Here is a 23,583-nt window from a genome sequence, read left to right as displayed (position 1 = left end):
TTCTTTGTCGTGCTTCCATCGTATTGGGACAAAATTCAATAACAAGAACATTTGTTCGACCTGTTGAACAAATTGGCAAATCTGCGATGATTCAGGCCGTTATTTGGATAGTTATTCAGCGGGCTGAATTTGTATTCGGAACGCGTTCAAAAAAGGAGACAGAACATGGCCACAACCAACGCCACATCCATCGACCGCGTGATCGACATCTTCGAAGCGTTTCAGCACAGCCTCGCCCCGCTGTCACTGACCGAATTGGCCGAGGCGGTCGACATGCCCAAGAGCACATGCCACGCCATCGTCGGAACGCTCACCGCGCGCGGCTATCTGTATTCGCTCAGCCGCCCGCGCGCTCTCTACCCGACGCGCCGCATGTTCGATGTGATGCGCGACATCGCCGCCAAGGACCCGCTGGTCGAACGTGCCACGCCCGTGCTGGAGCGCCTGCGCGACGCCACACGCGAGACCATCATCCTCGGCAAGCGGCAAGGCGATTCTGTGATCTATCTGCAGGTGGTCGAAGGGCTGCACTCCATCCGCTATTCGGCCAAGCCCGGCGAGTTCAAACCGCTGCATTCCAGCTCCATCGGCAAGGCCCTGCTGGGCAGCCTCAAGGAAGCAGAACTGCGTGACTGGCTGCAGGAGCGCAAGCTGCAGGCCATCACCAAGGCCACCAAGGTGGAGCATGACGTGCTGATCGACGACATCGTCTCCAGCCGCAAGCAAGGCTACTTTGTCACGCGCGGCGAAAACGTGAGCGACGTCTGGGCCGTGGCCGCCTTCATCAATGTGCAAAGCCAGCCCCTGGCCGTGGCCGTGGCCGGGCCCAAGCACCGCATCGAAGAAAACCTGCCCGAAATGGCACGCCTTTTGGTCGCCAGCTGCAGCTTTCTGTCCAGACAATTGGTGCAGGATTGAGACATGGCCGCCAGCCAGCAATCCCGGGCAGGGGCCGGCTGCTGGCAAAATAAATCCATGGACCAACCGCCAACCAAAAACAACCATGGAGGCGAACCCGCCTCGAACGCCACTGCGGACACCCCGCAACGCACATCACGCGCCAGAAAATCTTCGTCCGATCCCTTGCCGGACAACCGCAAGAGCCAGTTGCTCGAGGAATCCGCACGGCTGTTTGGCTCCAAAGGCTACGAGAACACCTCGATGCGCGACATCGCGGCCGCGTTCGGAATTCTTCCGGGCTCGCTCTATCACCACTTCGGCTCCAAGGACGAACTGTTCACCGCGGTCTATGCCGAGGGCATCAACACCTTGATCGCCGCCGTGGAAAAAGCCACAGCGCCCCACACCGATCCATGGAAGCGGCTGGAGGCAGGCTTCGTCGCCCACCTCGAATCGCTGTTCTCCCGCGACACCTCCGCCTCCGCCGTGCTCGCCGACTGGTCCACCTTCCGCTCCGAAGAACTGCGAGCCGCGCTGGTGAAAGAACGCGACCGATACGAAACCGTCCTCTCGCGATTGACCGACGCCGTAGAGCTGCCCACCGGAGTGAAGCGGCACTACTTCCAGCTGGCGATCCTCGGCGCTTTCAACTGGGCCCTGACCTGGTACCGGCCAGGACGCGACTCGCCAGCGACGGTTGCAAAGCAGCTTCTGGCGGTGTTTCGGCCTACGGCTGAAGCGGTAGCCGGAAAATCCAAAGCCACTGGCTCCAAGCGTTGATCGGAACCCGGCTGCAAAGCAAGCGGCCTCACGCCAGCCAACGCTTGCGCCGCTTGTAGCTTTTGACCTCCCGAAAGCTCTTGCGCTGCTCACCGCCCACGCCCAGATAGAACTCTTTCACGTCCTCGTTGTTGCGCAGGTCTTCGGCGTGGCCATCCATGACGACGCGGCCGCTTTCGAGGATGTAGCCGTAGTCCGCGTACTTCAGCGCCATGTTGGTGTTCTGCTCGGCAATCAGAAAGCTCACGCGCTCCTTGCGGTTGAGGTCCTTCACGATCTCGAACACCTCTTCCACGATCTGCGGGGCCAGCCCCATCGAAGGCTCGTCGAGCAGCACGACGCTCGGGTTGGTCATCAGCGCGCGGCCGATGGCGCACATCTGCTGTTCGCCGCCGGAGGTATAGGCCGCCTGCGAACTGCGGCGGGTCTTGAGACGCGGAAAGTAGCTGTAGACCTTCTCCAGATTGCGCGCGATCTCGGCACGGTCGCTGCGTGTGTAGCAGCCGGTGAGCAGGTTCTCCTCGATCGTGAGGTGTGCAAAACAGTGACGCCCCTCCATGACCTGCACGACTCCGCGCTGCACCAGCTCGGCTGGCGAGAGGCTGTCGATGCGCTCGCCGCGCAACTCGATGCTGCCCTTGGTGACCTCGCCGCGTTCCCCTTTGAGCAAGTTGGAGATGGCGCGCAAAGCCGTGGTCTTGCCTGCGCCATTGCCGCCCAGAATCGCGGCGACCTGCCCTTCGGCCAAGGTCAGCGACACGCCCTTGAGCACCAGGATGACGTGGTTGTAGATCACCTCGATGCCGTTGACGTTGAGAACCGTTTTGCTGCTGTTCATGTGCTGTGTTCCGGAATGCGGGGACACAGCCGTGCCGCGCCCCCGCAGGTCAGTCTCTGGTGAGTGGCTGATCGCTCAAGAGTTGCAGTCTTCGGCGGCTCGGCGCGTCAGCTTCTTGTCGGCCAGATATTTGTCGGCCGACGTCTTGAGCAGCGGCCGCAGCACGTTCTGGTCGGCCTGCAGCCAGTCGGAACTCACGCTCCACTTGCTGCCGTCCCAAGTGTAGGCGCGTGCGGACGACGGTCCCATGTGGTCCTTGCAGGTGGTGGCGATGGGCCGCATGATGTCCGCAATGCCCAGCTCCTCCAGCCGCTTCTGGTCGATGTTGAGGTTCTCGTAGCCCCAACGTGCCTGCACCGGAGTCATGACCTGCCCCTTGCCGAATTTCTCCTGCGCACGGCGCACGCCCTCGACCGACATCATCGCGTTCATCATGCCGCGCATGTAGAGCGCCTCGCCCACTTCCTCCTTCGGCCCGGAGCCCTGTCCCTTGGCATGGAGCTTGTCCAGCACTTCCTTGGCGATCTTCGAGTTGGCGCCCGGCCCGGGCAGAATCAGCACCGCGCTGTATCCGTCGGATCCGGACACACCTTTCACGTCGGACTCGGAACCCGATGGCCAGACCCCGATCATGCGATTGCGGGGAAAGCCGGTCGACTGGGCTTCCTTCAAAGCGGTGGAATTCATCACGCCCCAACCCCAGAGCAACACATAGTCAGGACGGTTCTGGCGAATCTGCAGCCAGGTGGCCTTCTGATCGACACCGGGATGAGAAACCGGCAGCGTCACCAAATCGAAGCCCGCCGCCTTGGCCCGCGCCGTCAGCACCGGGATGGCTTCCTTGCCATATGGGCTGTCGTGATAGACCAGAGTGACCTTCTTGCCCTTGAGTTTGTCGACGCCACCGGCCTTCTGCGCCAGATACTGGAACTGCGTGTCGGCAGACGCCCAGTGCGTTCCTCCGATCGGGAAGCTCCATTTGTAGGCCTCGCCATCGGCGCTCTCGCTCACACCGTAGGCAGGGGTGAGGATTGGAATCTTGTCGGCTGCGCCACGCTCCGTCAGCGCGAAGGTGATGCCGGTGGACATGGTCTGGAACACCGTCGCACCGCCATGCTTGTCCTTCAGGCGTTCGTAGCATTCGACGCCGCGATCCGTGGCGTAGCCGGTTTCGCACTCTTCCCACAGCACCCGCACACCGTTGATGCCGCCGCTGAGATTGACCAGCTTGTAGTAGTCGACAAAGCCATTGGCCCAGGGCGTTCCGCTGGGCGCATAGGGGCCCGTTCGGAACGTCAGCATGGGAAAGAACTGCTGCTTGTCCTGCGCGGCGGCGGGGCCTGCCGCAATGGACACCAGCGCAGCCAGGGCCGCGCATAGGGTAGTGAGCTTGCGTTTCATCGTCTTGTCTCCTGTCCTTTGTTGTTCAAAAATGGCCGGAATCACGGTGGCCTCGGGAACTGCGCCCCCGGGGTCAATGAGGAAATGGCCAGATCCTCAAACGCTGTTTTCCGAGCGACCACAATTTGCTGAGCCCGTGCGGCTCGACGATCAGAAACCAGACGATCAATGCACCGAAGATCATGGTTTCGATGTGGGCGATGGTCGCCGTGGAGATGGTGAGACCGAAGATTCCGGCCAGCGCGGGCAGAGCCTGGCTCAGAAAGATGGGCAGGAGCACGATGAAGCCCGCACCGAGAAAGCTGCCCATGATGGAGCCCATGCCGCCGATGATCACCATGAACAGCAGGCGAAACGAGATCTCGACCGAGAATGCAGCAGGCTCCCACGCACCCAGATGCACGAAGGCCCACAGGGCACCCGCCACGCCGATGATGAAGGAGCTCACCGCAAACGCGCTGAGCTTGGCGTACATGGGGCGAATGCCGATCACGGCCGCCGCCACGTCCATGTCACGTATCGCCATCCACTCGCGGCCTGCGGCACTGCGCACGAGGTTCTTGGCGATCAGCGCAAAGAAGATCACGAACGCAAGGCAGAACAGGTATTTGTGCACCGGCGTGTCGATCATCCAGCCACCCACATGCAGATGGCTGACCGACACCGAACCCGAGGACGAATGGTTGGTCAGCCACTTCACGCGCAGGAACAGCCAGTCGCTGAAGAACTGCGCCGCCAGCGTGGCAACCGCCAGATAGAGACCCTTCACGCGAAGACTGGGCAGACCGAAGATCACGCCGTAGATCATGGCCAGCAGGCCACCGAGCAGGATGGCCGGCACAAGCGGCATGTCGGGAACACGCGCCATGAAATTGAAGGCACCGTAGGCACCGATCGCCATGAAGGCACCGGAGCCCAGCGAGATCTGTCCGCAATAGCCGACCAGTATGTTCACGCCCAGCGCGGCGAGCGACATGATGAGAAAGGGAATGGCAATCGCGCGCAGCACGTAGTCGGTTGCCACCGAGGGGATGAACAGACAGGCCAGCGCCAGCAGCACGAGCATGGCATAGCGGTCCTGCGCAATGGGCAGAATCTGCTGATCCGCGCGGTAGCTCGTCTTGATCTGTCCGTTTTCTCTGTAGAGCATGGGGGTCCCTTCTGGTTGTCGTGATGGGGATGACAGGCCGATGCGATCAGACGCGATCGATGATCTTTTCGCCGAACAGTCCTTGCGGACGGATCAGCAGAAACAGCAGCGCCAGCACGTAGGCAAACCAGATCTCGATGCCGCCGCCCACGAGCGGCCCCAGATAGACCTCGGAGAGCTTTTCTCCGACACCGATGATCAGCCCGCCGATGATGGCGCCCGGCACCGAGGTGAGGCCGCCCAGGATGATCACGGGCAGCGCCCGCAAGGCCACGGTGGCAAGCGAGAACTGCACGCCCAGCTTGGAGCCCCAGATCATTCCGGCCACCAGCGCCACGACACCGGCGACGCTCCAGACGATGACCCAGATGCGATTGAGCGGAATGCCGATCGACAGCGCCGCCTGATGGTCGTCCGCCACCGCGCGCAGGGCGCGTCCGGTGCCGGTCTTCTGAAAGAACACCGACAGCACCGCGACCAGCACCGCGGCAATCATGGCGGCGTAGAGATCCTCCTGATTGATCAGCACGCCGCCCTCGAAGGCGCTGTCCAGCAGGAACACCGGGTCCTTGGGCATGCCGATGTTGATCTGGTAGATGTTGCTGCCGAAGATGGTCTGCCCCAGGCCATCCAGAAAATACGAGATGCCTAGCGTCGCCATCAGCAGCGTGGCACCTTCCTGATTGACCAGATAGCGCAAGGCCAGCCGCTCCACCAGCCAGGCGATCACCAGCATGCACAGGCCTGCCAGCACGAAGGCAAGAACGTTGGCGACCCACAGGCTCTGGATGCCGAACCACTGCGGAATCCATTCGGCGAAGCGCGCCATGGCCAGCGCAGCGAACAGCACCATCGCCCCTTGCGCGAAATTGAACACGCCGGAGGCCTTGAAGATCAGCACAAAGCCCAGCGCCACCAGCGCGTAGAGCATTCCTGCCATCAGCCCACCGAACAAGGTTTCAAGGAAGAACGACATGGGAGGTCTCCTGTTCCTGTCAGTGCGCAGTGCCGAGATAGGCCCGGATCACTTCTTCGTTGTGAAGCACTTCATCCGGCGTGCCATCGGCGATCTTCTTGCCGTAGTCGAGCACCACGACGCGGTCGGAGATGTCCATGACCACGCCCATGTCATGCTCGATCAGCACGATGGTCGTGCCGAACTCGTCGTTCACATCCAGAATGAAGCGGCACATGTCCTGCTTTTCTTCGAGATTCATGCCCGCCATCGGCTCATCGAGCAGCAGCACCTCGGGCTCCATCGCCAGCGCGCGCCCCAGATCGACACGCTTTTGCAGGCCATAGGGCAGTTGCCCGACGGGTGTCTTGCGGTGGGCCTGGATCTCCAGAAAATCGATGATGTGTTCGACAAAGGCGCGATGTGTCTCCTCCTCGCGCTGCGCTCCGCCCAGACCGAAGGGGTTGCGGAAGGCTTGTGAGAGCAGACTGCTTCTGACGCGCAGATTGCGACCGGTCATGATGTTGTCGATGACGCTCATGCCCTTGAACAGCGCCAGGTTCTGGAAGGTTCGCGCCACGCCCATCTCCGCCACCTCGCGGCTGCTCAGGTGCTTGAACGCCCGGCCCTTGAACGTGATCGTTCCTTCCTGCGGCGTGTAGACCCCGTTGATGCAGTTGAGCATCGAGCTCTTGCCCGCGCCATTGGGCCCGATGATCGATCGCACCTCGTGTGCACGCACATCCAGACTGATGTCGGTGAGCGCCTTGACGCCGCCGAACCGCAGGCTGATGTTGCGGACATCGAGAATGACGTCGCCGATTTTCTTTTTGCTCATGGCGTGCCCACTCCCGCATCTGTCTGTGTCGGCGCAAAAGTTCTGGCATCGTGCAGCTTCAGCGTGGCACTGATGCTGCCGGTGCGACCGTCCTCGTACTTCACCTGCGTCTCGACGTATTGCTCCGCCTGCTGGCTGTAGAGCGCATCGACCAGCACCGCATACTTCTCGCCGATGAAGCCACGCCGGACCTTGTTGGTGCGCGTGAGCTCGCCGTCGTCCGCATCAAGCTCCTTGTGCAGCACCAGAAAACGGCTGACCTGGCTGCCGGCCAGCAACGCGTCGCGAGCCAGTTCGGCATTGACCTGCTCGACGCATTCGCGCACCAGCTCGCACACCTCCGGCTTGGCAGCCAGATCGGTGTAGCCGGCATAAGGCATGTTTCTGCGCTCGGCCCAGTTGCCGACCGCATCGAAGTCGATGTTCACCATCACGCAGACACGGTCACGTCCATCGCCGAAGGCCACGGCCTCCTTGATGAAGGAGAAGAACTTCAGTTTGTTCTCGACATACTTGGGCGCAAACATGGCGTTCCCAAACGCACCACCCTTGAGCCGCCCCACGTCCTTCACGCGGTCGATGATCTTCAGATGCCCGCTGGCGTCGATGAAGCCCGCATCACTCGTGTGATACCAGCCATCTGCCGAAATCACCTCGGCGGTTGCCTGAGGATTCTTGTAGTACTCCTTGAGCAGCCCGGGCGATTGGACCAGCACCTCGCCGCTGTCGCTGATCTTGATCTGCACGCCATCGCACGGAATGCCCACGGTGTCGGAGCGCGCATCGTCGTCCGGATGCAGGCACACGAAAACCGCCGTCTCGGTGGAGCCATAGAGCTGCTTGAGGTTCACGCCGATCGAACGATAGAAGCTGAACAGGTCCGGGCCGATGGCCTCGCCCGCCGTGTAGGCGATGCGCACGCGCGAGAACCCCAGGTTGTTGCGCAGCGGCCCGTAGATGCAGGCATTGCCGATCTGGTACTTGATGCGATCGAGCAGACCAACCGGCTTGCGGTCGAGCAACGCAGGCCCCACGCGCTTGGCCACCGCCATGCACGCGTGGAACATCCAGCGCATGACCGGCCCAGCATCTTCCATGCGGATCATGACGTTGGTGAGCAGGCCCTCGAACACTCGGGGCGGTGCGAAGTAATACGTGGGTCCGACCTCCTTGAGATCGATGGACACCGTGCTGGCGCTCTCGGGGCAGTTGACCACATAGCCCACGACCAGCCACTGCGCGTAGGAGAAGATGTTCTGCCCGATCCATGCGGGCGGAAGATAGGCCAGCACCTCTTCCGAGCTCGTCAGCTTGTCGAAATTCGCACCCGCTTGCGCCCGGTCTATCAGCGACGCGTGCGTGTGCACCACGCCCTTGGGATTGCCGGTCGTTCCGCTGGTGAAGAACATGGCCGCCACATCCGATGGGCTGCCCTGCTCCACCTGCTGGCGAAAGAAATCCGGATGGGCCTGTGCAAACTGCTGCCCTTCCTGAATGAGCGTGTCGATGGCCGCGAGACCCGTCTCTTCATAGTTGCGCAGGCCCCGTGGCTCGTCATACCAGATGCGCAGCAGCTGCGGGCAGCGCTCGCGCACTTCGAGCAGCTTGTCCACCTGCTCCTGATCCTCGACCACACAGAATCGAACCTCGGCATTGTTGATCGGGAAAACGCACTCCGTCGCCACCGCGTCCTGATACAGCGGCACCGGAATCGCACCCAGCGACTGTGCGGCCAGCATGCACGCCTGCAGTCGTGGCCGATTGCTGCCAAGCAGCACCAGATGCTCGCCGCGCTGCAGTCCGGCCAAATGCAGACCGCAAGCGAGCGCCTGCACGAGCCGGGACAGCTCCGACCAGGTGGTGGTCTGCCAGATGCCGTACTCCTTCTCGCGCAGCGCCGCAGCCTTGGCGCGGCTCTCGGCCTGCAGCAGCATCAACCGTGGAAACGTGGTTTGCACATCGACTCCCCTGACCGAATTTCTGTCCATGAGCGCCGTTCGATCTTCGGCACCGCTTGCCTGCGAGGGCATTGAGCTGTTCCGGTCTTGCCGGGCCTTCAGGGCGATGGATGACACCATGGCAATACCTCCGTGGTTTTTGTTGGTTCAGACAATGCTCACGAAGACTTTCCGCCGCCTTCGGTCATCCCTCACACCTCACCCATCGTTGGCACCCACAGGTGGTCGATCGAGCACATACACCGTTCCGTGGATCAGCGCGATGTGCGCGTCGTCTCTGGCCCGAGAAATCCGGACCTGGTAGCTGCCGATCTTTCGTGAACGGCTCACCTCGCTGGCATGCGCGATCAACCAGTCGCCTTCATCCACCGCGGTGGAGATGCTCATCTGCCCATCCACCAGCGTCGCCAGTTGCCCATGCGAATTGCACGCCAGCCCGAGCGCCATGTCGCCAAACGAAAACAGCATTCCGCCATGGCACTTGCCGTTGAAGTTGATGTGCTTGCGCTGCACCTGCATGCGCAGCGTCGTGCTGCCTTTGGACGCCGCCACCAGCTCGATGCCCAGCATCTGTGCCACGTTGTCCGAGGAGATGAAGCGCGAGAGCTGCTGATGGGTCTCGATGGCGCTGCCCGCCCGGTGGCGAACACCTCGCTCGCCCCGTTCGCACAGCACCTGCACCAGTTCATCGACGCCATCACCGTTGGTGGCAACCACTTTGAGCACCGGCGGCAAGGCATTCTTGTCCTTTCGCAGCGCCAGCATGGCCCGCAGGTCGGACTCCGTCTTGCGCGAGTCCGGCAGATCGGCCTTGGTGACCACGAACACGTCGGCGATCTCCAGAATCCCGGCCTTGATCGCCTGCACATCGTCGCCCAGCCCCGGTGGGCAGACCACGATCTTGGTGTCGGCATAGCGGATGATTTCCACCTCCGACTGGCCTGCGCCGACCGTCTCCACAATCACCACGTTGAAGCCCGCTGCATCGAACAGATCGATCACATCCGCAGCCGCGGTGGCCAAGCCCCCGAGATGTCCCCGCGATGCGAGCGAGCGAATGAACACGCCCTCATCCGACTGACGCTCGCCCATGCGGATGCGGTCGCCAAGCACCGCTCCGCCGGTGAACGGGCTCGACGGATCAACCGCCACCACCGCCACCGTGAGCCCGCGCTCGCGCAGGCTGCGGATCATGGCCGACACCAGTGTGGACTTGCCTCCGCCCGGCGGCCCTGTGACGCCGATGACATGCGCCTTGCCTTGCCGCGAAGCCACGGCCTGGCGAATCGCGTAGGCGGACTCGCCACTGTTTTCCAGTGCGCTGATCGCCCTGCCGATGGCCCGGCGATCTCCCTCCAGCGCTTGGTTGATGAGTGCAGTGTTCATTGCTTCAGACCACCGTGAGTGGATGACCGAATCCCAGTTCCTTGCGCAAGGTGCCGCAGATCTCTCCGTGCGTTGCGCCCGCCTCCGCCGCCCTGACCACATGCTCGAAGACATTGGTCTGGCGTGTTTCGGTCGATCGTGCAAGATCGGTCAGCGCCTGCTTCACCGCATCCTTGGAACGCGCGTTCTTGAATTCCGCCAACTGCTTGAGATAGCCCTGCATGCGCGCGGGATCGGGATATTCGAGCGTTGGATAGGTGGCTGGGTCTTCCACTGTCTGGTAGGCATTCACACCGACCACGGTCTGCTCGCCCGAATCCACCTGCTTCTGGAAGGCCAATGCCGAATCGCCAATCATCTGCTGGACGATGCCTTTCTCGACGGCGTTGTACATGCCGCCCACCTCGTCGATCATCGCGATGATCTGGTTGATCTTGCGCTCCATGTCATCGGTGAGCGACTCGATGTAGTACGAACCGCCGAGCGGATCGATCACATCGGTGAGATGGGCTTCCTCGCGCAGAATGTTCTGCGTGGCCACGGCAATGCGCGCGGCTTCCGCAGTGGGAGTGGAGAACACCTCGTCGTATCCATCGGTGTGCAGCGACTGCAATCCGCCCAGAATGCCGGCCATGGCCTGCGTGGTGACACGCGCAATGTTGTTGAGCGGCTGCTGGCGCGTGAGATCGACTCCCGAGGTCTGGCCGTGGAACTTGAAACGCCACGAGCGCGGGTCCTTGGCGCCAAAGCGCTCGCGGCACAAGCGTGCCCAGACACGTCGACCCGCACGGAACTTGGCCACTTCCTCGAACAGACTCACGGAAATATCGAAGAAGAACGTGAAGCGAGGCAGGAACTGGTCCGGGTCCATGCCCGCGGCAATGCAGTCCTCGGCATATTGAATGCCCGATGCCAGCGTGAACGCCATCGCCTCTGCCGGCGTCGCGCCCGCCTGCTGCATGTGCTGGCCGACGATGGACAGCGGATTCCAGTTCGGCACCTGGGCATTGCAGAACTTGATGTGGTCGATCACCACCCGGCGCGCGCCCTGCAGCGCCAGTCGGAAGAACATGTGGTTGGCGACGAAGTGCGAGATGCAGTCGCTCTGGTTGGACGTGCCGGTGATGCTCGTCCATGGAATGCCGCGCCGCTTGGCCACGGCCAGCTCGAAGGCCAGCAAGGTGAATGGCGAAGGATCGTTCATCGCCGTGGACAGATTGCCGATGGGCACGCCATCGAGCGCCGTGTCCATGTCCTTCACATGATTGATGACGGTGCCGCAGGTGCCCAGCAGCTCGTGAGGAACCTCGTCGGCGTCGTAGCCTCTGAACACCGAATTGCAAGGAATCAGCGACAGCGCGGAGGCACCAAGATCGAGCATTTCCTTGACCCGCTGGTTGTAGTCCTCCGGCACGCCAAGGCCGATCAATTGCCGCTGCGACCAGCTGCGGCCACGGTACATCGTCGCGTAGATACCGCGTGTGTAGGGGTACTGACCCGGATATGCCAGTGCCTCCTCCTGCCGATCACCCGACCAGTCCTGCGACGTGTACAAAGGCTTGATCGCAATGCCCGAGCGGTTGTGCGTGGTCGCGTCGCCCTTCACGCCCTGCGCGAATTCGCGCTCCCATTTGCGCAGCCCATCCGGAGCTGCGGCCTGCTTGAGGTTCAACACGTCGGCGCTCATGCGGATTCTCCTTGCAGTTGACGACGCTTGGCCGTCAGCGCGATGACATCGGTGACCACATCGTCGAGTGCCGCACCCGGGTGAAACACCCGCGCCACGCCCGACTCCAGCAGCATCGCCTCGTCCTTGGCCGGAACGATGCCACCCACAATGACCTGCACATCGGAAAGGCCTGCGGCCTTCAACGCAGACATGAGCTGCGGAATGATCAAGTGATCGGTCGCCAGCGACGAGATGCCGATGACATCGGCGTCTTCCTCGGTCGCCAGCTTGACCACCGTGGCGATCTCCTGCCATGGCGGCGTGTAGATCACTTCCATACCTGCGTCGCGAAGGGTGGCGGAAATGACGCGGCTACCTCGGTCATGCCCGTCGAATCCAATCTTCGTGACAATCACCCTAGGCGGACGAACTGCCATCTTGTGTCTCCTTGATCAGCCCCACAAACTTCTTCGCCAGTGCGCGTGGGGAATCGCGTCCCTGGGGGTTGAACCACAGCGCCGTCCAGTTGAGGGCACCGATCAACATCAATCGCAGCGCGCGCCGATCGGCGCGCGGAACCAGCGGCAACTGATCCACCGCTTGTCTGAAAGTCCTCTCGTAACCCTCACGAATCTCCCGCAGCCGCTCCGCCGCTTCGGGAATATCGTCCGGCAGCACCCGGATCAGCACGTTCGCGTAATGGCTGTCACCAAGCACCGTCTCCAGATGCGCGCGGCACAGCGTCTCCAGCCGATCCCATGGATCAAGCACCTTCTCGATCACCACCGCCGTCGCCGACTCCAGCTCCCTCACCCCCTGGCTGTAGACCGCCACCAGCAAGGCTTCCTTGGAAGGAAAGTGGTAGTACATCGACCCCGGCAGCATGTCCGTCTCCACTGCAATGTCCCGCATCGACGTCGCCGCATAACCCCGACTGCCGAAATGCCGCGCGGCCGCACTCAACAGCTCGGGAAGTCTGTTGTCTGAACGAGGCGATCGTTGGGTGTTTCGTCTGGTGTTCATACAAAAAGCAAACGTTCGTTTGGTATTAGTGTGAGACGACACCCGGACGAAGTCAACGATCAGGGAGTTAGGGATTTCACTGTCAGCCAATGGATTGCGTGACGCGATCCATGGCGATGCCGGGCGAACGAAATGCTCATTCGTTCACCGGAAAAATGGCGGCAATCGATGGTGATCTGCAGTGTTGCGGTACCGCAGTGGGTCTTGTCACAGCGGCGGGGATGCGACCTTCACAGGTAGCGCCGCAGTGAGGTTCTTCTTCGCGAAAAGCAGCTTCACGCCTCGCCGCTAGCCCATCAACCAAGCGTGTCGCGGCCTGGTTGAGTTCCTGCATGTGCGCAAGATCCTGTACAGACTCCTCGTAGAACCTCGCTTGTCCGCGAGAGGCTTGGATTTTCCCACTCGACCTCAGGCAGTCCATCCAGCGGGGATCTTCAGCGGCACAAAACCTCAATCCAGTTTGATATTCGCCTTCTGGATCACTGCACGGTACTTCGAAATTTCCGAGTGGATCAGCGCACCAAAATCAGACGGTGAATTCCCCGCTGGTTCCAGCCCCATCGACAGCAGCTTTTGCTGGGTCTCTGGTTGCGCGAGCATGCGGTGCAACTCGGCGTTGAGTTTGTCGACGATGGGCTTGGGAGTCCCTTTCGGCGCAACGATGCCATACCAAGTCCCATCCTCGAATCCGGGAAGACCTGCTTCGTCCAGCGTCGGCACGTCGGGCAATGCTGACACACGCTGCTTGGAGGAGACGCCAAGAGCCCGTAATTTTCCGGATTTGACGAAAGGAACCAGGGTCACCAAATTGTCGAATTGAGCATCCGTCACTCCACCCAGCAAGTCGTTGGTAGCTGGAGCACTGCCCTTGTAGGGCACGTGAGCAACATCCACATTCGCGGACAGCCCAAAGTTCACGCCGCCCAGATGCTGCGCGGTGCCCGCGCCTCCGTTGCCGATCGTGATCTTTCCAGGAGAGCGCTGTGCCAGTTGAATGAACTCGCGCACATTGTTGGCTTCAACCTTGGGGTTGACCACAAGCAGCAGTGGTGCTTTGACCAGCAATGAGACCGGCTGAAAGTCCTTGGCCGAGTCGTAGTTCAACTTGGGATACAGCGTCGGGTTGACCGCCATGAACCCCGCAGCTGCCAGCGTCAACGTATAGCCATCAGGCGCGGCCTTGGCTCCTGCCTCTGCACCGATATTGCCACCTGCACCGGGACGATTTTCCACGACGGCAGGCTGTCCCCAGGCGGTTGAAAGCTGCTGAGCCACCATGCGGCCCAGAGTATCTGATGCCCCGCCTGGAGGAAACGGCACGATGACGCGAATCTGCCTTGAAGGATAGTCCGTTTGTGCCAAGGCGCCCGAGCAGGCTAGCGCTGTAGTGACGGCGGCCAGAGTCTTGAGAATCAGAGTTCTGCGGTGAAATGACATGTCTGCTGTCTCCTTGTTCAATCCAACTTGGCACCGGATGTCTTCACGATCTGCGCCCAGCGCTTGGTTTCCGAAGCGATGAATTTCCCGAATTCTTCAGGGCTCCCCGGCATGGGCGTCACGCCCATCTTGGCGAGCTGCGTCTGAAAATCCGGCGCCTGAATGGCTTTGAGCATTTCGGCATTGAGCTTCTTGACGATGTCCGCTGGTGTGCCTGCTGGGGCAAGAAAGCCAAACCACACCGTCATGTCGAAGCCGGGGAGCGTCTCTGAAATCGCGGGGATGTCTTTTGCGGCTGCAGAGCGCTGGAGACTGGATACGCCCAGTGCCCTTACCCGGCCACCATCGACTTGCGGGAGCACAGCCGGCATCTGATCAAACAGCATCTGCACTTGTCCGCCAATCAAGTCCTGCATTGCCGGACCGCCCCCCTTGTAAGGCACGTGAGGAATATCGACATGCGCGGCGGCCTTGAGCATCTCAGCCGCAAGATGGCTGGATGTGCCGTTGCCATTGGATGCATAGTTCAACTTGCCGGGGTTGCTCTTGGCATAGTCGATGAGCTCCTTCACATTCGTGGCCGGAACCGATGGATGCACGACCAACAGATTGGGGACTCCCGCATACAGGCCGATCGGGGCAAGATCCTTGATCGGATCGAATGTCATCTTAGCGTAGAGAGCAGGGTTGATCGCCATGCCGATGGGGCCCATCAGCAGCGTGTACCCATCCGCTTCGGACTTGGCCACATGATCCATGCCGACGTTTCCGCCCGCTCCGGGCCGGTTGTCGACGACCATCGGCTGCCCCATCGAGGCCCCCATTCGATCCGCCAACATGCGCGCCAGGATGCTGGTGGTTCCTCCCGCAGCGAATGGCACGACCAAGCGGATAGGCTTGGTCGGATAGTTGCCGGCTGCTTGCACATGGCCAGTCATCGATGCCACGAGCGCCGTACCAACCACGCACATTTTGAGCAACGTGCGACGTGTACCCCTGAGTTTCCTGTCCTTCATTTCATTGTCTCCTTGATGGTTGTTTTGTATGAAATGTCTCGGTGAATCAGGTCACGGCATAGCGATCGACAAAATCCTGCCGCACAGTGATCCCCAGTCCCGGGCGGTCGGGGATCTCCACCATTCCATCCTCTACCGTGAACTGCTCCACAGCCAACTCCTGCAGAAGGGGATTGGCTCCCACCGAGTACTCCAGAATGAAACCGGCTGGAGAAGCCGCTGCCACATGCATGCCAGCCGCAAACGCCAATGCACCGGTCCACAAATGGGGTGCCAGCTTGATGTTCCATGCCGATGCCAGAGCACCTATGCGCATGGCTTCCGAGATGCCACCGCAGATCGCGAGATCCGGTTGGAACACATCGACGGCACGCAATTGCACGAGATCGCGGAAGTCAAAGCGGTTGAACTCGCTTTCTCCGGCAGCAATGGGGATGGCCGTGCTTTTACGCACCTCCGCCATTCCTTGCTTGTCGTCCGCTGTCACTGGCTCCTCGAACCACAGCAGATTGCAGTCCTCCACCAAGCGACAAAAGCGCTTGGCCTCCGCAACGGTGTAGGTACCGTGTGCATCACACGCCAGCCCCACTTCCGGGCCCAAGGCATCACGCGCAGCCTGCACGCGGCGTGCGGAGTGAATCGGGTCGCCATCAATCACCCCCACTCGCATCTTCACCGACTTGAATCCACCCTTGGCGATGTATCCAAGCAACTGCTCGCCAATGTGTTCTGCATCTGCCCAGCCACCAGAGGCATACGCGGGCATGCGCTCGGCCTTGCGCCCACCCAGCAACCGCCATACCGGAACGTTCAAATGTTTTCCCAGAATGTCCCAAAGCGCCATATCGATGCCGCTGATGGCTGCAATCGACACTCCACGACGTCCCATAATCGGAAACACATGTCCGTGAGCCAAGGCATAGTGCCCACGACAACCGTTGTACATCAGCTCCCACAGGCGATTGATGTCGCGTGGATCTTCACCCACAAGCGCAGGTCCGAACTTATGGTTGATGATCGCCACCACGCCATGGCTGTTGCCCTCGCTGCCCACCTCTTCCTTGGCTTCGCCCCACCCGACCAGACCGCATTCTGTCTCGATGCGCACCAGCACCGAATCAAACGAGGCGACCCGCCCGAAGTCAGACACATGCTGCTTTTCGTAGGGAATGGGAACGTGAAGCCAACGGGCATGGATACTTTTGATTTTCATGCTCAATCCTGCAATGAGAAAGGAAATGGATAACGAAGAGTTCAGCCAATCCGCGCCCAACGGGCACGGATTGCTTCTTCGGCTTGTGGGTTGCACCAATGTCTGGGCCATTCACCGGCTTGCATCTCGCGCAACTGCGCCATCACGGACTCGCTCATGCGCCGCATGCTGTCCGCTGTAATGCCCGCCAGATGCGGTGTCAGTCGTACATTGGGCATGCGGCGCAGCGGCGAATCCGCTGGCAATGGCTGTGTTTCATGCACATCCAGCGCCGCGCCACCTACCTGACCTTGCTCCAACGCATCGATCAAGGCTGCCGTGTCAACGACCGGACCTCTGGCCACATTGATCAGCCGTACTCCCGGTTTGGCAAGGGCCAAACTGGCTGCGTCGATCATGTGAAACGTGCTGTCATTCAAAGGGCAGGCCAGCACCAAGTAATCCGCATGCGGCAAGGCCGACTCCAAAGTCGTTGACTCATACAGATCCGCCGCCTCCATGGCCCGGCGCTGCACACCCAACACGCGCATGCCAAAGCCATGGCGGCAGATCTGGGCCAGCGCCATCCCAATGGCACCCATGCCCACAATGACCACCGTCTTGCCGTGCAGATCCGAAGTCTTTTCGGCCTGCAAGCGCGGTGCATTCCACTCTTCCTGCCGAAGTGCCCGCTCCATTTCCGGGAGTTGCCGTGCAAGAGAAAGCATCTGCCCAACAGCGTATTCCGCAACGCTTCGAGCATTGACTGCAGGTACATTGGCGACCGCCACACCATGGTCGCTCGCAGCGCTCATTGGAATCATGTCCAATCCGGCGCCATGTCGGACCACCGCACGCAGTCTCGTCGCCACATCGAAAATATTGCTCGGCAATACGGCTCTGACGACGATGTAGTCCACATCTTGTGCAGCGTTACGCAACGCCTGTGCATCCGTCGAAGCCGCCGTCTTCAGTTGGAAGTCCGCAGACAAGGCTTGAGCGACCTCTGGGTCGATCGAGTTGGTCAGCAAAACCAAGGGTTTGGACATGGAACTCAAGCTCCTGCCGGTTTGACAGAAGCAGCCGCCAGACCAGGCTGCACATGCTTGAGCCAGTAACGCTCCACATTGCCCAGATGGAGATTGAGCACATCCACCGCCTTTTCCGCATCGCCCTGCTCCACGGCATTGCGCAAGGCCGTGTGCTGCGTAATGGAGCGCTTGCCGTTGGCCGAATCTGCGAAGTACTGTTCCCGGCGTGCTCGCGAAGCGAGCCAAAAGGAATTGGCGGCTCGCTGAATCAGCTTGTTGCCACTGGCAGCGCACAACGCCATGTGGAACTGCGCATCCTGATCGCTCAACGACTGCCCTGTCGCATGCCGTGCTCGCGAGGCCGTCAGGATCAAGTCCAGCCTCTCGATGTCTGTGTCCTTGCGTCGGACACAGGCCATCGAGACAGCCTGAATTTCCAGCATGGAACGAAATTCATTGAGGTCCTGAACTTCAGCCGTTGTCGTCGGCATTCCCAGCTCTGACTCCAACACCACCATATCGACCGAAGCTTGGGTAGCCACGTCCAACAGATAGATACCCGATTGCGGACGGCGCTCCAGAACCCGCATCGCCTCCAGCGTGGCCAATGCCTCGCGCAAGATGCCGCGACTGACCTGAAAGCGCTCGGCCAGCTCACGCTCGGATGGGATCCGCTCCCCCGGTTGATAGCCGCGCTCCCGAATGAACGGCAGGATTCGTGACAGTACGAGACTTGTTTCCATATGGCTGATGCGCGGAGACGCGCTGAGGCGTCTCCAAAATTGGTTAAACCAAATTGGTTAAACCAATTTCACCTTAGAAACTCCTCCCTATGAATCAGAGGAATCCCTGAGACCCGCCTGCCAATTGCAGGTCCAATCTCATGCATGCCTGAGTCGCCCAAGACGGAATTTCAACGTCCTTTGGATACGATGAATTCTCGATTGAGCATGTCCATCTCTCGACACCCCAACAAGCCAAGATTCCGATCGACCTCCGAGCCCAGAATGTCGATCACACGCTGCACGCCCTCTTGCCCTGCCACCGACGCGCCATACAGAAAAGGGCGTCCCATAAACACCATGCGTGCGCCAAGAGCCATGGCTTTCAGGATATCGGTGCCACGGCGAAAGCCGCCATCGATCATTACGGGGAATTGCGATGACACCGCGGCGACCACGTCCGGCAATGCGTCCAGCGAGCCCTGAGCACCGTCGAGCTGACGACCACCATGGTTGGAGACGATGACTGCATCCAGTCCCATGCGCTCGGCCATTGCTGCATCGTCAGGATGCGCGACCCCCTTGAGCACAATACGTCCCGGCCAGACTTCACGCATCCAGGCAAGATGCGTCCAATCGAGTCGATCACGCCCGCTGCGAAACCCGCCTTTGGGCTCCTCGGTGATTCGATACCCGTGAGGATCCGCAACCACATTGCAGAACCGCGGTATCGCACGATCCGCCAGCAATGTTCGTGCGAACACATTAGCGGACCAACGCGGATGCCGTACGCCATCCCAAAACAACCCCTGACTGAACTTGAAGGGAATGGTGAACCCGTTGCGTTGATTGTTTTCACGATTGGCTCCCAAGGGCGTGTCGATCGTCACCACCAGCACCTTGACGCCATTGGATTGCAAGCGGTTGAGCAAGGGTTGGATGACTTCTCTATCGCCCGGGATATAGCCTTGGTACCAGAAGTCCGGATCGGCTTCGCGCACGGTCTCCATCGCGAGTGTGGACAAGCCGCTGAGCACGAACGGAATCCCTGTATTCGCAGCAGCCTTGGCCAGATCCCACTCGCAACGATGGCGGCACATGGCCGTCACCCCCATCGGAGCAATACCGAACGGATGTTGGTATTTGCGCCCCCAAAGCTCTACCGACTGCGATCTGTCCGCCACTCCCACCAAGCCGCGCGGTCGAAACTGCACAGCACGAAAGGCCTCGCGATTCGCATCGAGCGTCAGGCAATCTTCCGTTCCACCGTTGACATAACCGAATACAGCACGCGGCAAGATGGAGCGCGCCCTGCGCTCGAAATCGCCTACCGACAATAGTTGGTCCAGTCTCATTGGAGTTGAATCTTCGCTTCGGTGATCTTCGCCTTCCAGAAGTCGCGCTCCTTGCGCACGCGCTGGCTGAAGTCAGCAGACGAAGTGCCAGTGATCACAAAGCCAAGCGACTCCATTTTCTCTTTGAATTCGGGCGACTGTTTCACCGCCGCTATGCCATCTTCCAGTTTTTTCAGAATCGGCGCAGGCAGCTTCGCAGGCCCCATGACCCCCGTCCATCCGCCGACGTCCACTCCCTTGAACCCGGACTCCTCCAGCGTCGGCACATTCGGCAGCATAGGATTGCGAGACGAAGAGGTGATGCCCAACGCTGTGATCTTGTCACTCTTGGCCAAACCGATGGCCGCATCTGTCTGCGCGAACACAAAGCTGATCTGACCACCCAGCACGTCGTTGATGGCCGGAGCATTGCCCTTGTATGGCACATGCAGCATCGGAGCACTGGACGCGCGCGAAAACAGTTCGCCCGCGAGATGGTTGGTACCTCCCAAGCCCGAAGATCCGTAGGTCACGCCAGTTGGATTCTTCTTTGCATACTCCACCAATTCCTGCAGACTCTTGGCCTTGGTTTGCGGCCCGGCCAGCAATACCAGTGCATAGTCAACCACGTCGGATACTGCCGTGAAGTCCTTGGTGACGTCATATGGAAAGCTGGGCTGAGTCAGCGGCGCAATGGCAGTCACTGGAGACACCATGATGCCAAGCGTATAGCCATCCGCCGGCGCTCGCGCCAAAGCAGTCAACGCAACGATCCCGCCTGCCCCGGTGCGGTTGTCCACGACGACAGACTGCCCCCAGAGTTTCGTCAGTCCAAGCGCCAGTTGGCGCGCTATCAGGTCTGTGGGTCCACCCGACGAATAAGGAACGATGAAGGTGATCGGCTTGGCGGGATAGCCCGCCGCACCCTCCTCCTTGGCCTGCACCACGGGGCCGCATAGACTTGTAGCGGCCACTGCCATCGCCAGACTTGCCTTGATGGCAAAACGTCGCTGAAAACTCATTTCTGTCTCCTTCAATCATTCTGGTTGTGGGTCATCATTGCATGCACCTAAAGCGCAGGCCAGCCCGTGAATACGTCAATCGATCGTGATCTTTGCCGCCTGCACCGTCTTACCCCACATCTCAGCCTCCTGAAGAATGAACTTGTGGAACTCCTCGGGCTGCATGGCACGGGGCGTGACGCCCATTTCGGTGAATCGCTTGGTCACGTTCGGCGAAGCCAACGCATCCACCATGGCTGCGTGCAGCTTGCCGATGATGTCCTTGGGAGTACCCGCCGGCGCCACCATCCCGTTCCATGCGGACACATCAAAACCAGGCAAGGTTTCCGCGATGCAGGGCACGTCCGGCGTCATTGACGAGCGCTTGCCTGTGGTGATGGCGAGGGCCTTGAGCTTTCCGGCCTTCACATGGGGCAAGGCCGAGATCATGGTGTCAAAGCTCAATTCACAGACCCCCGCAATCGTGTCTGCGATGGCGGGAGCACTGCCCTTGTAAGGAACATGAGTCATCTTGATCTGCGCGCGATTGCAGAACAACTCACCCGCCATGTGCGTGGAATTTCCCGTACCCGAGGTTGCAAAGTTGAGCTTGCCGGGATTCGCCTTCGCATAGGCTATGAAATCGGCCACCGAGTTGACCGGCAGACTCGGGTGGACCACCAACATGATCGGTCCCTCCTGCAGAAAGCCGATTGGAGAAAAACTGGTCTTCAGGTCATACCCAGGTTTCTTGTAGAGCCAACTGTTGATCGGATGAGCGGTCGTCAGAATGCCGATGGTGTAGCCGTCGTTTTCGGAACGCGCCAATGCCTCCAGCCCCAGATTGCCACCCGCCCCAGGACGGTTGTCGACTACAAATGTTTGCCCGAGCTTTCGCCCCATCCCCTCGGCCGCCAGCCGTGCAGCAATGTCCGTGGATCCGCCAGGCGTGAAAGGCACGATCACCCGCACTGGCTTGCGTGGCCAATCCGTTGTTGCAAACGCCATCGGCGCAACAGCCCCCAGCGCTCCTGCCGAAAGCTGACAAAGCACCGTCCGTCGGTTGTTCCACATGAATCGTGTCTCCTCATCCATTCCCAAGACAGCCGTCAATCGCCAGAGCCCATCTCCGCCACCCCGCTGCCACTCGCGAAGTGTGACATGCAAACTATTTAATGAAATTAGTTATTCATCTATTGAAAGTTTTATTTCTTTATTGTATTTTCAACGTATCAACACACAACCCGGAAAGATCAACAAGTGAGCATCCATCAAGGTACCCGCCCAGCAACGTCCCCCGACCTGATCGACGCATTCAAGGGCCTGGCCACCAGCACTATCGGCAATGTGCTGGATGACTTGAACATCGGCAGCATCGGTTTGAACTTGCGTCCCGTTGCCCCGGGCATGCGTTTCGTGGGCGCAGCCCTGACCGTGAAGGAAGTGACGGGAGCCAAAAATGCGTACAAGGCATCCGAGTTCGGCCTTGGCACCGTGATCGACATGTGCCAGTCTCTGGATGTCGTCGTGATCGACAATGGCGGACAGCAGGTGTCGACATGGGGCGGCGTCGCATCTGTCGCGGCCGCGCAAAATGGCGTGGCTGGTCTGGTGGTGGACGGAGGCGTACGTGACGCGGACGAGATCATTGAGCAGGGCTTCCCTGTGTTCTCGCGTCATGTGGTGCCACTTTCCGGAAAGACACGCGTGAAAGTCATCGAGATCAACACCACAGTCAAGATTGACGGCATGCCTGTGCACCCGGGTGACATCATCATCGGGGACGCAAGTGGCATCGTTGTCGTCCCACATGAACGGGCAGCTGAAGTGGCTCGTCTTGCGGCCGAGCTGGAGCAGCAGGACCGTCTGGCCAGCGAAGAAATCCGCAAGGGCCTGGCATTCACGGAAGCACTGCGCAAGTTCGCTAAACTCTGATCCCTGCGCCGCTGGGGTATTGGGAACAGTGCCATGTGTCAGGCGACAGCCATGACGCCCCTTGTGCCTCAAAGCTTTACCGCGCAAAACGGCTTGCGACCCTTTTCGCCAGCTTTTTAATCAGATCATGCCAAGACCTCGAAAATCATCAGCACCCACATCAGCCGTCGAGGCCGATACCTCCACCGAGAACTCCAAGGCCAATGGGCAGTTGGCGGGCACTTTGCTGCGCGGTTTGGCACTGCTGGACACGCTGGTCGCAGCCAGCCACCCGATGACACTTGCCGAGCTGGCTGCCGACGTCAAATTGGACCTCAGCACGACTTTGCGTCTTTTGCGCACACTTGAAGATGCACAGAGAGTCATTCGCATCGCTGACGGGAAATACTATCTGGCCTCCCCGTCAACGCTGCGCCCGCTCGCGCTGAAGCACCCGCTGGAAGAGCTTCGTCGTCAGGCCGATCCTCTGGTTCGCGGTCTTGCCAACAAGGTCAGTCAATCCGTGGTTCTGGTTGCCTACATTGCCGGCGAGCGCGTCGTGGTCGACGTCATGCAGGCAGGCAGCTCGCTCAACCCCTACTACACCACGTGGCTGCACGGTCCATTACACGCCTCGGGTCCTGGCAAAGCACTTCTGCTGGCTTCCGATCCAACCAAACGCGAAGCCATGCTCGGCAAGCCCCCCTATGTGGCGCGCACCGGCAAGACCATCACCACCAAGGCGGCACTGGATGCGGACCTCAAACTGGCTGCCGAAAACGGCTATGTGCTGGTGCGCGACGAGTTCTACGATGGGCTGAGTGCGATCGCTGCCAACTTCTATTCCTGGGACAAGACTGCGCTCGGCTGTCTGGCGATCACCGCATATTCAGAAAGCTTTGACGAAGAAGCCATCGCCTTCATTTCCAAGGAACTGTTGGCCTGCACAAGACTGATGCCACTGCAGGTACCAGCGCTGCAACAGATCGCACAGCTGTCCGGACGCTGATCTCAGCGCTCAGCGCGGACAGCCTGTAC

Annotated in this window: 22 protein-coding genes; 4 read left to right on the top strand and 18 right to left on the bottom strand. The window is 60.3% G+C overall.

Annotation, left to right across the window (positions count from 1 at the left end):
• Window positions 1-165: 165 nt before the first annotated feature.
• A complete protein-coding gene (locus G7048_RS26855; RefSeq protein ID WP_166071541.1) occupies window positions 166-918 on the top strand; it encodes an IclR family transcriptional regulator in 753 nt (250 codons plus the stop codon).
• Between the two features lie 3 nt (window positions 919-921).
• Window positions 922-1,680, top strand: a complete 759-nt coding sequence (locus G7048_RS26850) for a TetR/AcrR family transcriptional regulator (RefSeq protein ID WP_166071540.1) — start codon at window positions 922-924, stop codon at window positions 1,678-1,680.
• Between the two features lie 28 nt (window positions 1,681-1,708).
• Here the strand turns inward: G7048_RS26850 and G7048_RS26845 are convergent, their stop codons facing one another.
• The 18 genes from G7048_RS26845 to G7048_RS26760 form a co-directional block, all read right to left on the bottom strand.
• Window positions 1,709-2,518 carry an ABC transporter ATP-binding protein gene (locus G7048_RS26845; protein WP_166071539.1) on the bottom strand — a complete coding sequence of 270 codons (810 nt, stop codon included), beginning with the start codon at window positions 2,516-2,518 and terminating at the stop codon, window positions 1,709-1,711.
• 75 nt (window positions 2,519-2,593) lie between these two features.
• On the bottom strand, window positions 2,594-3,919 hold the full coding sequence (locus G7048_RS26840; RefSeq protein WP_166071538.1) for an ABC transporter substrate-binding protein: 1,326 nt from the start codon (window positions 3,917-3,919) through the stop codon (window positions 2,594-2,596).
• A gap of 73 nt (window positions 3,920-3,992) precedes the next feature.
• Window positions 3,993-5,069, bottom strand: coding sequence for a branched-chain amino acid ABC transporter permease (locus G7048_RS26835; RefSeq protein ID WP_166071537.1), 1,077 nt, complete (start codon window positions 5,067-5,069; stop codon window positions 3,993-3,995).
• A 46-nt stretch (window positions 5,070-5,115) separates the two neighbouring features.
• Complete coding sequence (locus G7048_RS26830; protein ID WP_166071536.1) at window positions 5,116-6,045, bottom strand: branched-chain amino acid ABC transporter permease; 930 nt, start codon at window positions 6,043-6,045, stop codon at window positions 5,116-5,118.
• A 19-nt stretch (window positions 6,046-6,064) separates the two neighbouring features.
• Window positions 6,065-6,862: an ABC transporter ATP-binding protein gene (locus G7048_RS26825; RefSeq protein WP_166071534.1), complete on the bottom strand. Its 798-nt coding sequence runs from the start codon at window positions 6,860-6,862 to the stop codon at window positions 6,065-6,067.
• Window positions 6,859-8,820, bottom strand: coding sequence for an AMP-binding protein (locus G7048_RS26820; protein WP_166071843.1), 1,962 nt, complete (start codon window positions 8,818-8,820; stop codon window positions 6,859-6,861). The genes G7048_RS26825 and G7048_RS26820 overlap by 4 nt, the downstream gene beginning before the upstream one ends.
• 198 nt (window positions 8,821-9,018) lie before the next feature.
• Window positions 9,019-10,206 carry a methylmalonyl Co-A mutase-associated GTPase MeaB gene (meaB, locus tag G7048_RS26815; RefSeq protein ID WP_166071533.1) on the bottom strand — a complete coding sequence of 396 codons (1,188 nt, stop codon included), beginning with the start codon at window positions 10,204-10,206 and terminating at the stop codon, window positions 9,019-9,021.
• A gap of 4 nt (window positions 10,207-10,210) precedes the next feature.
• Complete coding sequence (locus G7048_RS26810) at window positions 10,211-11,893, bottom strand: methylmalonyl-CoA mutase (RefSeq protein ID WP_166071532.1); 1,683 nt, start codon at window positions 11,891-11,893, stop codon at window positions 10,211-10,213.
• Window positions 11,890-12,312: a cobalamin B12-binding domain-containing protein gene (locus G7048_RS26805; RefSeq protein ID WP_166071531.1), complete on the bottom strand. Its 423-nt coding sequence runs from the start codon at window positions 12,310-12,312 to the stop codon at window positions 11,890-11,892. Before G7048_RS26805 ends, G7048_RS26810 begins: the two co-directional genes overlap by 4 nt.
• The gene (locus tag G7048_RS26800; protein WP_240933377.1) at window positions 12,293-12,760 is read right to left on the bottom strand and encodes a TetR/AcrR family transcriptional regulator; all 468 of its coding nucleotides are present in this window, start codon (window positions 12,758-12,760) and stop codon (window positions 12,293-12,295) included. Before G7048_RS26800 ends, G7048_RS26805 begins: the two co-directional genes overlap by 20 nt.
• A 588-nt stretch (window positions 12,761-13,348) precedes the next feature.
• On the bottom strand, window positions 13,349-14,356 hold the full coding sequence (locus tag G7048_RS26795) for a tripartite tricarboxylate transporter substrate binding protein (RefSeq protein WP_240933376.1): 1,008 nt from the start codon (window positions 14,354-14,356) through the stop codon (window positions 13,349-13,351).
• A complete protein-coding gene (locus G7048_RS26790) occupies window positions 14,353-15,351 on the bottom strand; it encodes a tripartite tricarboxylate transporter substrate binding protein (RefSeq protein ID WP_166071529.1) in 999 nt (332 codons plus the stop codon). Before G7048_RS26790 ends, G7048_RS26795 begins: the two co-directional genes overlap by 4 nt.
• 46 nt (window positions 15,352-15,397) lie before the next feature.
• On the bottom strand, window positions 15,398-16,564 hold the full coding sequence (locus G7048_RS26785; protein ID WP_166071841.1) for a mandelate racemase/muconate lactonizing enzyme family protein: 1,167 nt from the start codon (window positions 16,562-16,564) through the stop codon (window positions 15,398-15,400).
• A 41-nt stretch (window positions 16,565-16,605) separates the two neighbouring features.
• Window positions 16,606-17,592 (bottom strand): D-isomer specific 2-hydroxyacid dehydrogenase family protein, encoded by a 987-nt coding sequence (locus tag G7048_RS26780; RefSeq protein ID WP_166071528.1) that lies wholly within the window; start codon window positions 17,590-17,592, stop codon window positions 16,606-16,608.
• A gap of 5 nt (window positions 17,593-17,597) precedes the next feature.
• Window positions 17,598-18,317: a FadR/GntR family transcriptional regulator gene (locus tag G7048_RS26775; protein ID WP_166071527.1), complete on the bottom strand. Its 720-nt coding sequence runs from the start codon at window positions 18,315-18,317 to the stop codon at window positions 17,598-17,600.
• A 170-nt stretch (window positions 18,318-18,487) separates the two neighbouring features.
• Window positions 18,488-19,651, bottom strand: a complete 1,164-nt coding sequence (locus G7048_RS26770; RefSeq protein WP_166071526.1) for an alpha-hydroxy acid oxidase — start codon at window positions 19,649-19,651, stop codon at window positions 18,488-18,490.
• Complete coding sequence (locus tag G7048_RS26765) at window positions 19,648-20,652, bottom strand: tripartite tricarboxylate transporter substrate binding protein (RefSeq protein WP_166071525.1); 1,005 nt, start codon at window positions 20,650-20,652, stop codon at window positions 19,648-19,650. The genes G7048_RS26770 and G7048_RS26765 overlap by 4 nt, the downstream gene beginning before the upstream one ends.
• A gap of 75 nt (window positions 20,653-20,727) precedes the next feature.
• Window positions 20,728-21,705: a tripartite tricarboxylate transporter substrate binding protein gene (locus tag G7048_RS26760; RefSeq protein WP_166071524.1), complete on the bottom strand. Its 978-nt coding sequence runs from the start codon at window positions 21,703-21,705 to the stop codon at window positions 20,728-20,730.
• Window positions 21,706-21,891: 186 nt separating this feature from the next.
• On the opposite strand from G7048_RS26760, the gene G7048_RS26755 reads away from it, so the two are divergent.
• Both G7048_RS26755 and G7048_RS26750 read left to right on the top strand, forming a co-directional pair.
• Window positions 21,892-22,566, top strand: a complete 675-nt coding sequence (locus tag G7048_RS26755; protein WP_166071523.1) for an RraA family protein — start codon at window positions 21,892-21,894, stop codon at window positions 22,564-22,566.
• 61 nt (window positions 22,567-22,627) lie between these two features.
• Window positions 22,628-23,554: an IclR family transcriptional regulator gene (locus G7048_RS26750; protein WP_166071522.1), complete on the top strand. Its 927-nt coding sequence runs from the start codon at window positions 22,628-22,630 to the stop codon at window positions 23,552-23,554.
• Window positions 23,555-23,583 lie beyond the last annotated feature (29 nt).

Source organism: Diaphorobacter sp. HDW4B (assembly GCF_011305535.1).
GTDB lineage: Bacteria > Pseudomonadota > Gammaproteobacteria > Burkholderiales > Burkholderiaceae_C > Diaphorobacter_A.
Note: the sequence above shows the minus strand (reverse complement) of the source record. Positions and strands in the feature narration are given on the sequence as shown.

What these genes read in the sequence shown, in the direction of transcription:
- G7048_RS26855 (WP_166071541.1), top strand. Translation starts at nt 166, where the DNA reads ATGGCCACAACCAACGCCACATCCATCGACCGCGTGATCGACATCTTC.
- G7048_RS26850 (WP_166071540.1), top strand. Translation starts at nt 922, where the DNA reads ATGGCCGCCAGCCAGCAATCCCGGGCAGGGGCCGGCTGCTGGCAAAAT.
- G7048_RS26845 (WP_166071539.1), bottom strand. Translation starts at nt 2,518, where the DNA reads ATGAACAGCAGCAAAACGGTTCTCAACGTCAACGGCATCGAGGTGATC.
- G7048_RS26840 (WP_166071538.1), bottom strand. Translation starts at nt 3,919, where the DNA reads ATGAAACGCAAGCTCACTACCCTATGCGCGGCCCTGGCTGCGCTGGTG.
- G7048_RS26835 (WP_166071537.1), bottom strand. Translation starts at nt 5,069, where the DNA reads ATGCTCTACAGAGAAAACGGACAGATCAAGACGAGCTACCGCGCGGAT.
- G7048_RS26830 (WP_166071536.1), bottom strand. Translation starts at nt 6,045, where the DNA reads ATGTCGTTCTTCCTTGAAACCTTGTTCGGTGGGCTGATGGCAGGAATG.
- G7048_RS26825 (WP_166071534.1), bottom strand. Translation starts at nt 6,862, where the DNA reads ATGAGCAAAAAGAAAATCGGCGACGTCATTCTCGATGTCCGCAACATC.
- meaB (WP_166071533.1), bottom strand. Translation starts at nt 10,206, where the DNA reads ATGAACACTGCACTCATCAACCAAGCGCTGGAGGGAGATCGCCGGGCC.
- G7048_RS26810 (WP_166071532.1), bottom strand. Translation starts at nt 11,893, where the DNA reads ATGAGCGCCGACGTGTTGAACCTCAAGCAGGCCGCAGCTCCGGATGGG.
- G7048_RS26805 (WP_166071531.1), bottom strand. Translation starts at nt 12,312, where the DNA reads ATGGCAGTTCGTCCGCCTAGGGTGATTGTCACGAAGATTGGATTCGAC.
- G7048_RS26800 (WP_240933377.1), bottom strand. Translation starts at nt 12,760, where the DNA reads ATGCTGCCGGGGTCGATGTACTACCACTTTCCTTCCAAGGAAGCCTTG.
- G7048_RS26790 (WP_166071529.1), bottom strand. Translation starts at nt 15,351, where the DNA reads ATGAAGGACAGGAAACTCAGGGGTACACGTCGCACGTTGCTCAAAATG.
- G7048_RS26785 (WP_166071841.1), bottom strand. Translation starts at nt 16,564, where the DNA reads ATGAAAATCAAAAGTATCCATGCCCGTTGGCTTCACGTTCCCATTCCC.
- G7048_RS26780 (WP_166071528.1), bottom strand. Translation starts at nt 17,592, where the DNA reads ATGTCCAAACCCTTGGTTTTGCTGACCAACTCGATCGACCCAGAGGTC.
- G7048_RS26775 (WP_166071527.1), bottom strand. Translation starts at nt 18,317, where the DNA reads ATGGAAACAAGTCTCGTACTGTCACGAATCCTGCCGTTCATTCGGGAG.
- G7048_RS26770 (WP_166071526.1), bottom strand. Translation starts at nt 19,651, where the DNA reads ATGAGACTGGACCAACTATTGTCGGTAGGCGATTTCGAGCGCAGGGCG.
- G7048_RS26765 (WP_166071525.1), bottom strand. Translation starts at nt 20,652, where the DNA reads ATGAGTTTTCAGCGACGTTTTGCCATCAAGGCAAGTCTGGCGATGGCA.
- G7048_RS26760 (WP_166071524.1), bottom strand. Translation starts at nt 21,705, where the DNA reads ATGTGGAACAACCGACGGACGGTGCTTTGTCAGCTTTCGGCAGGAGCG.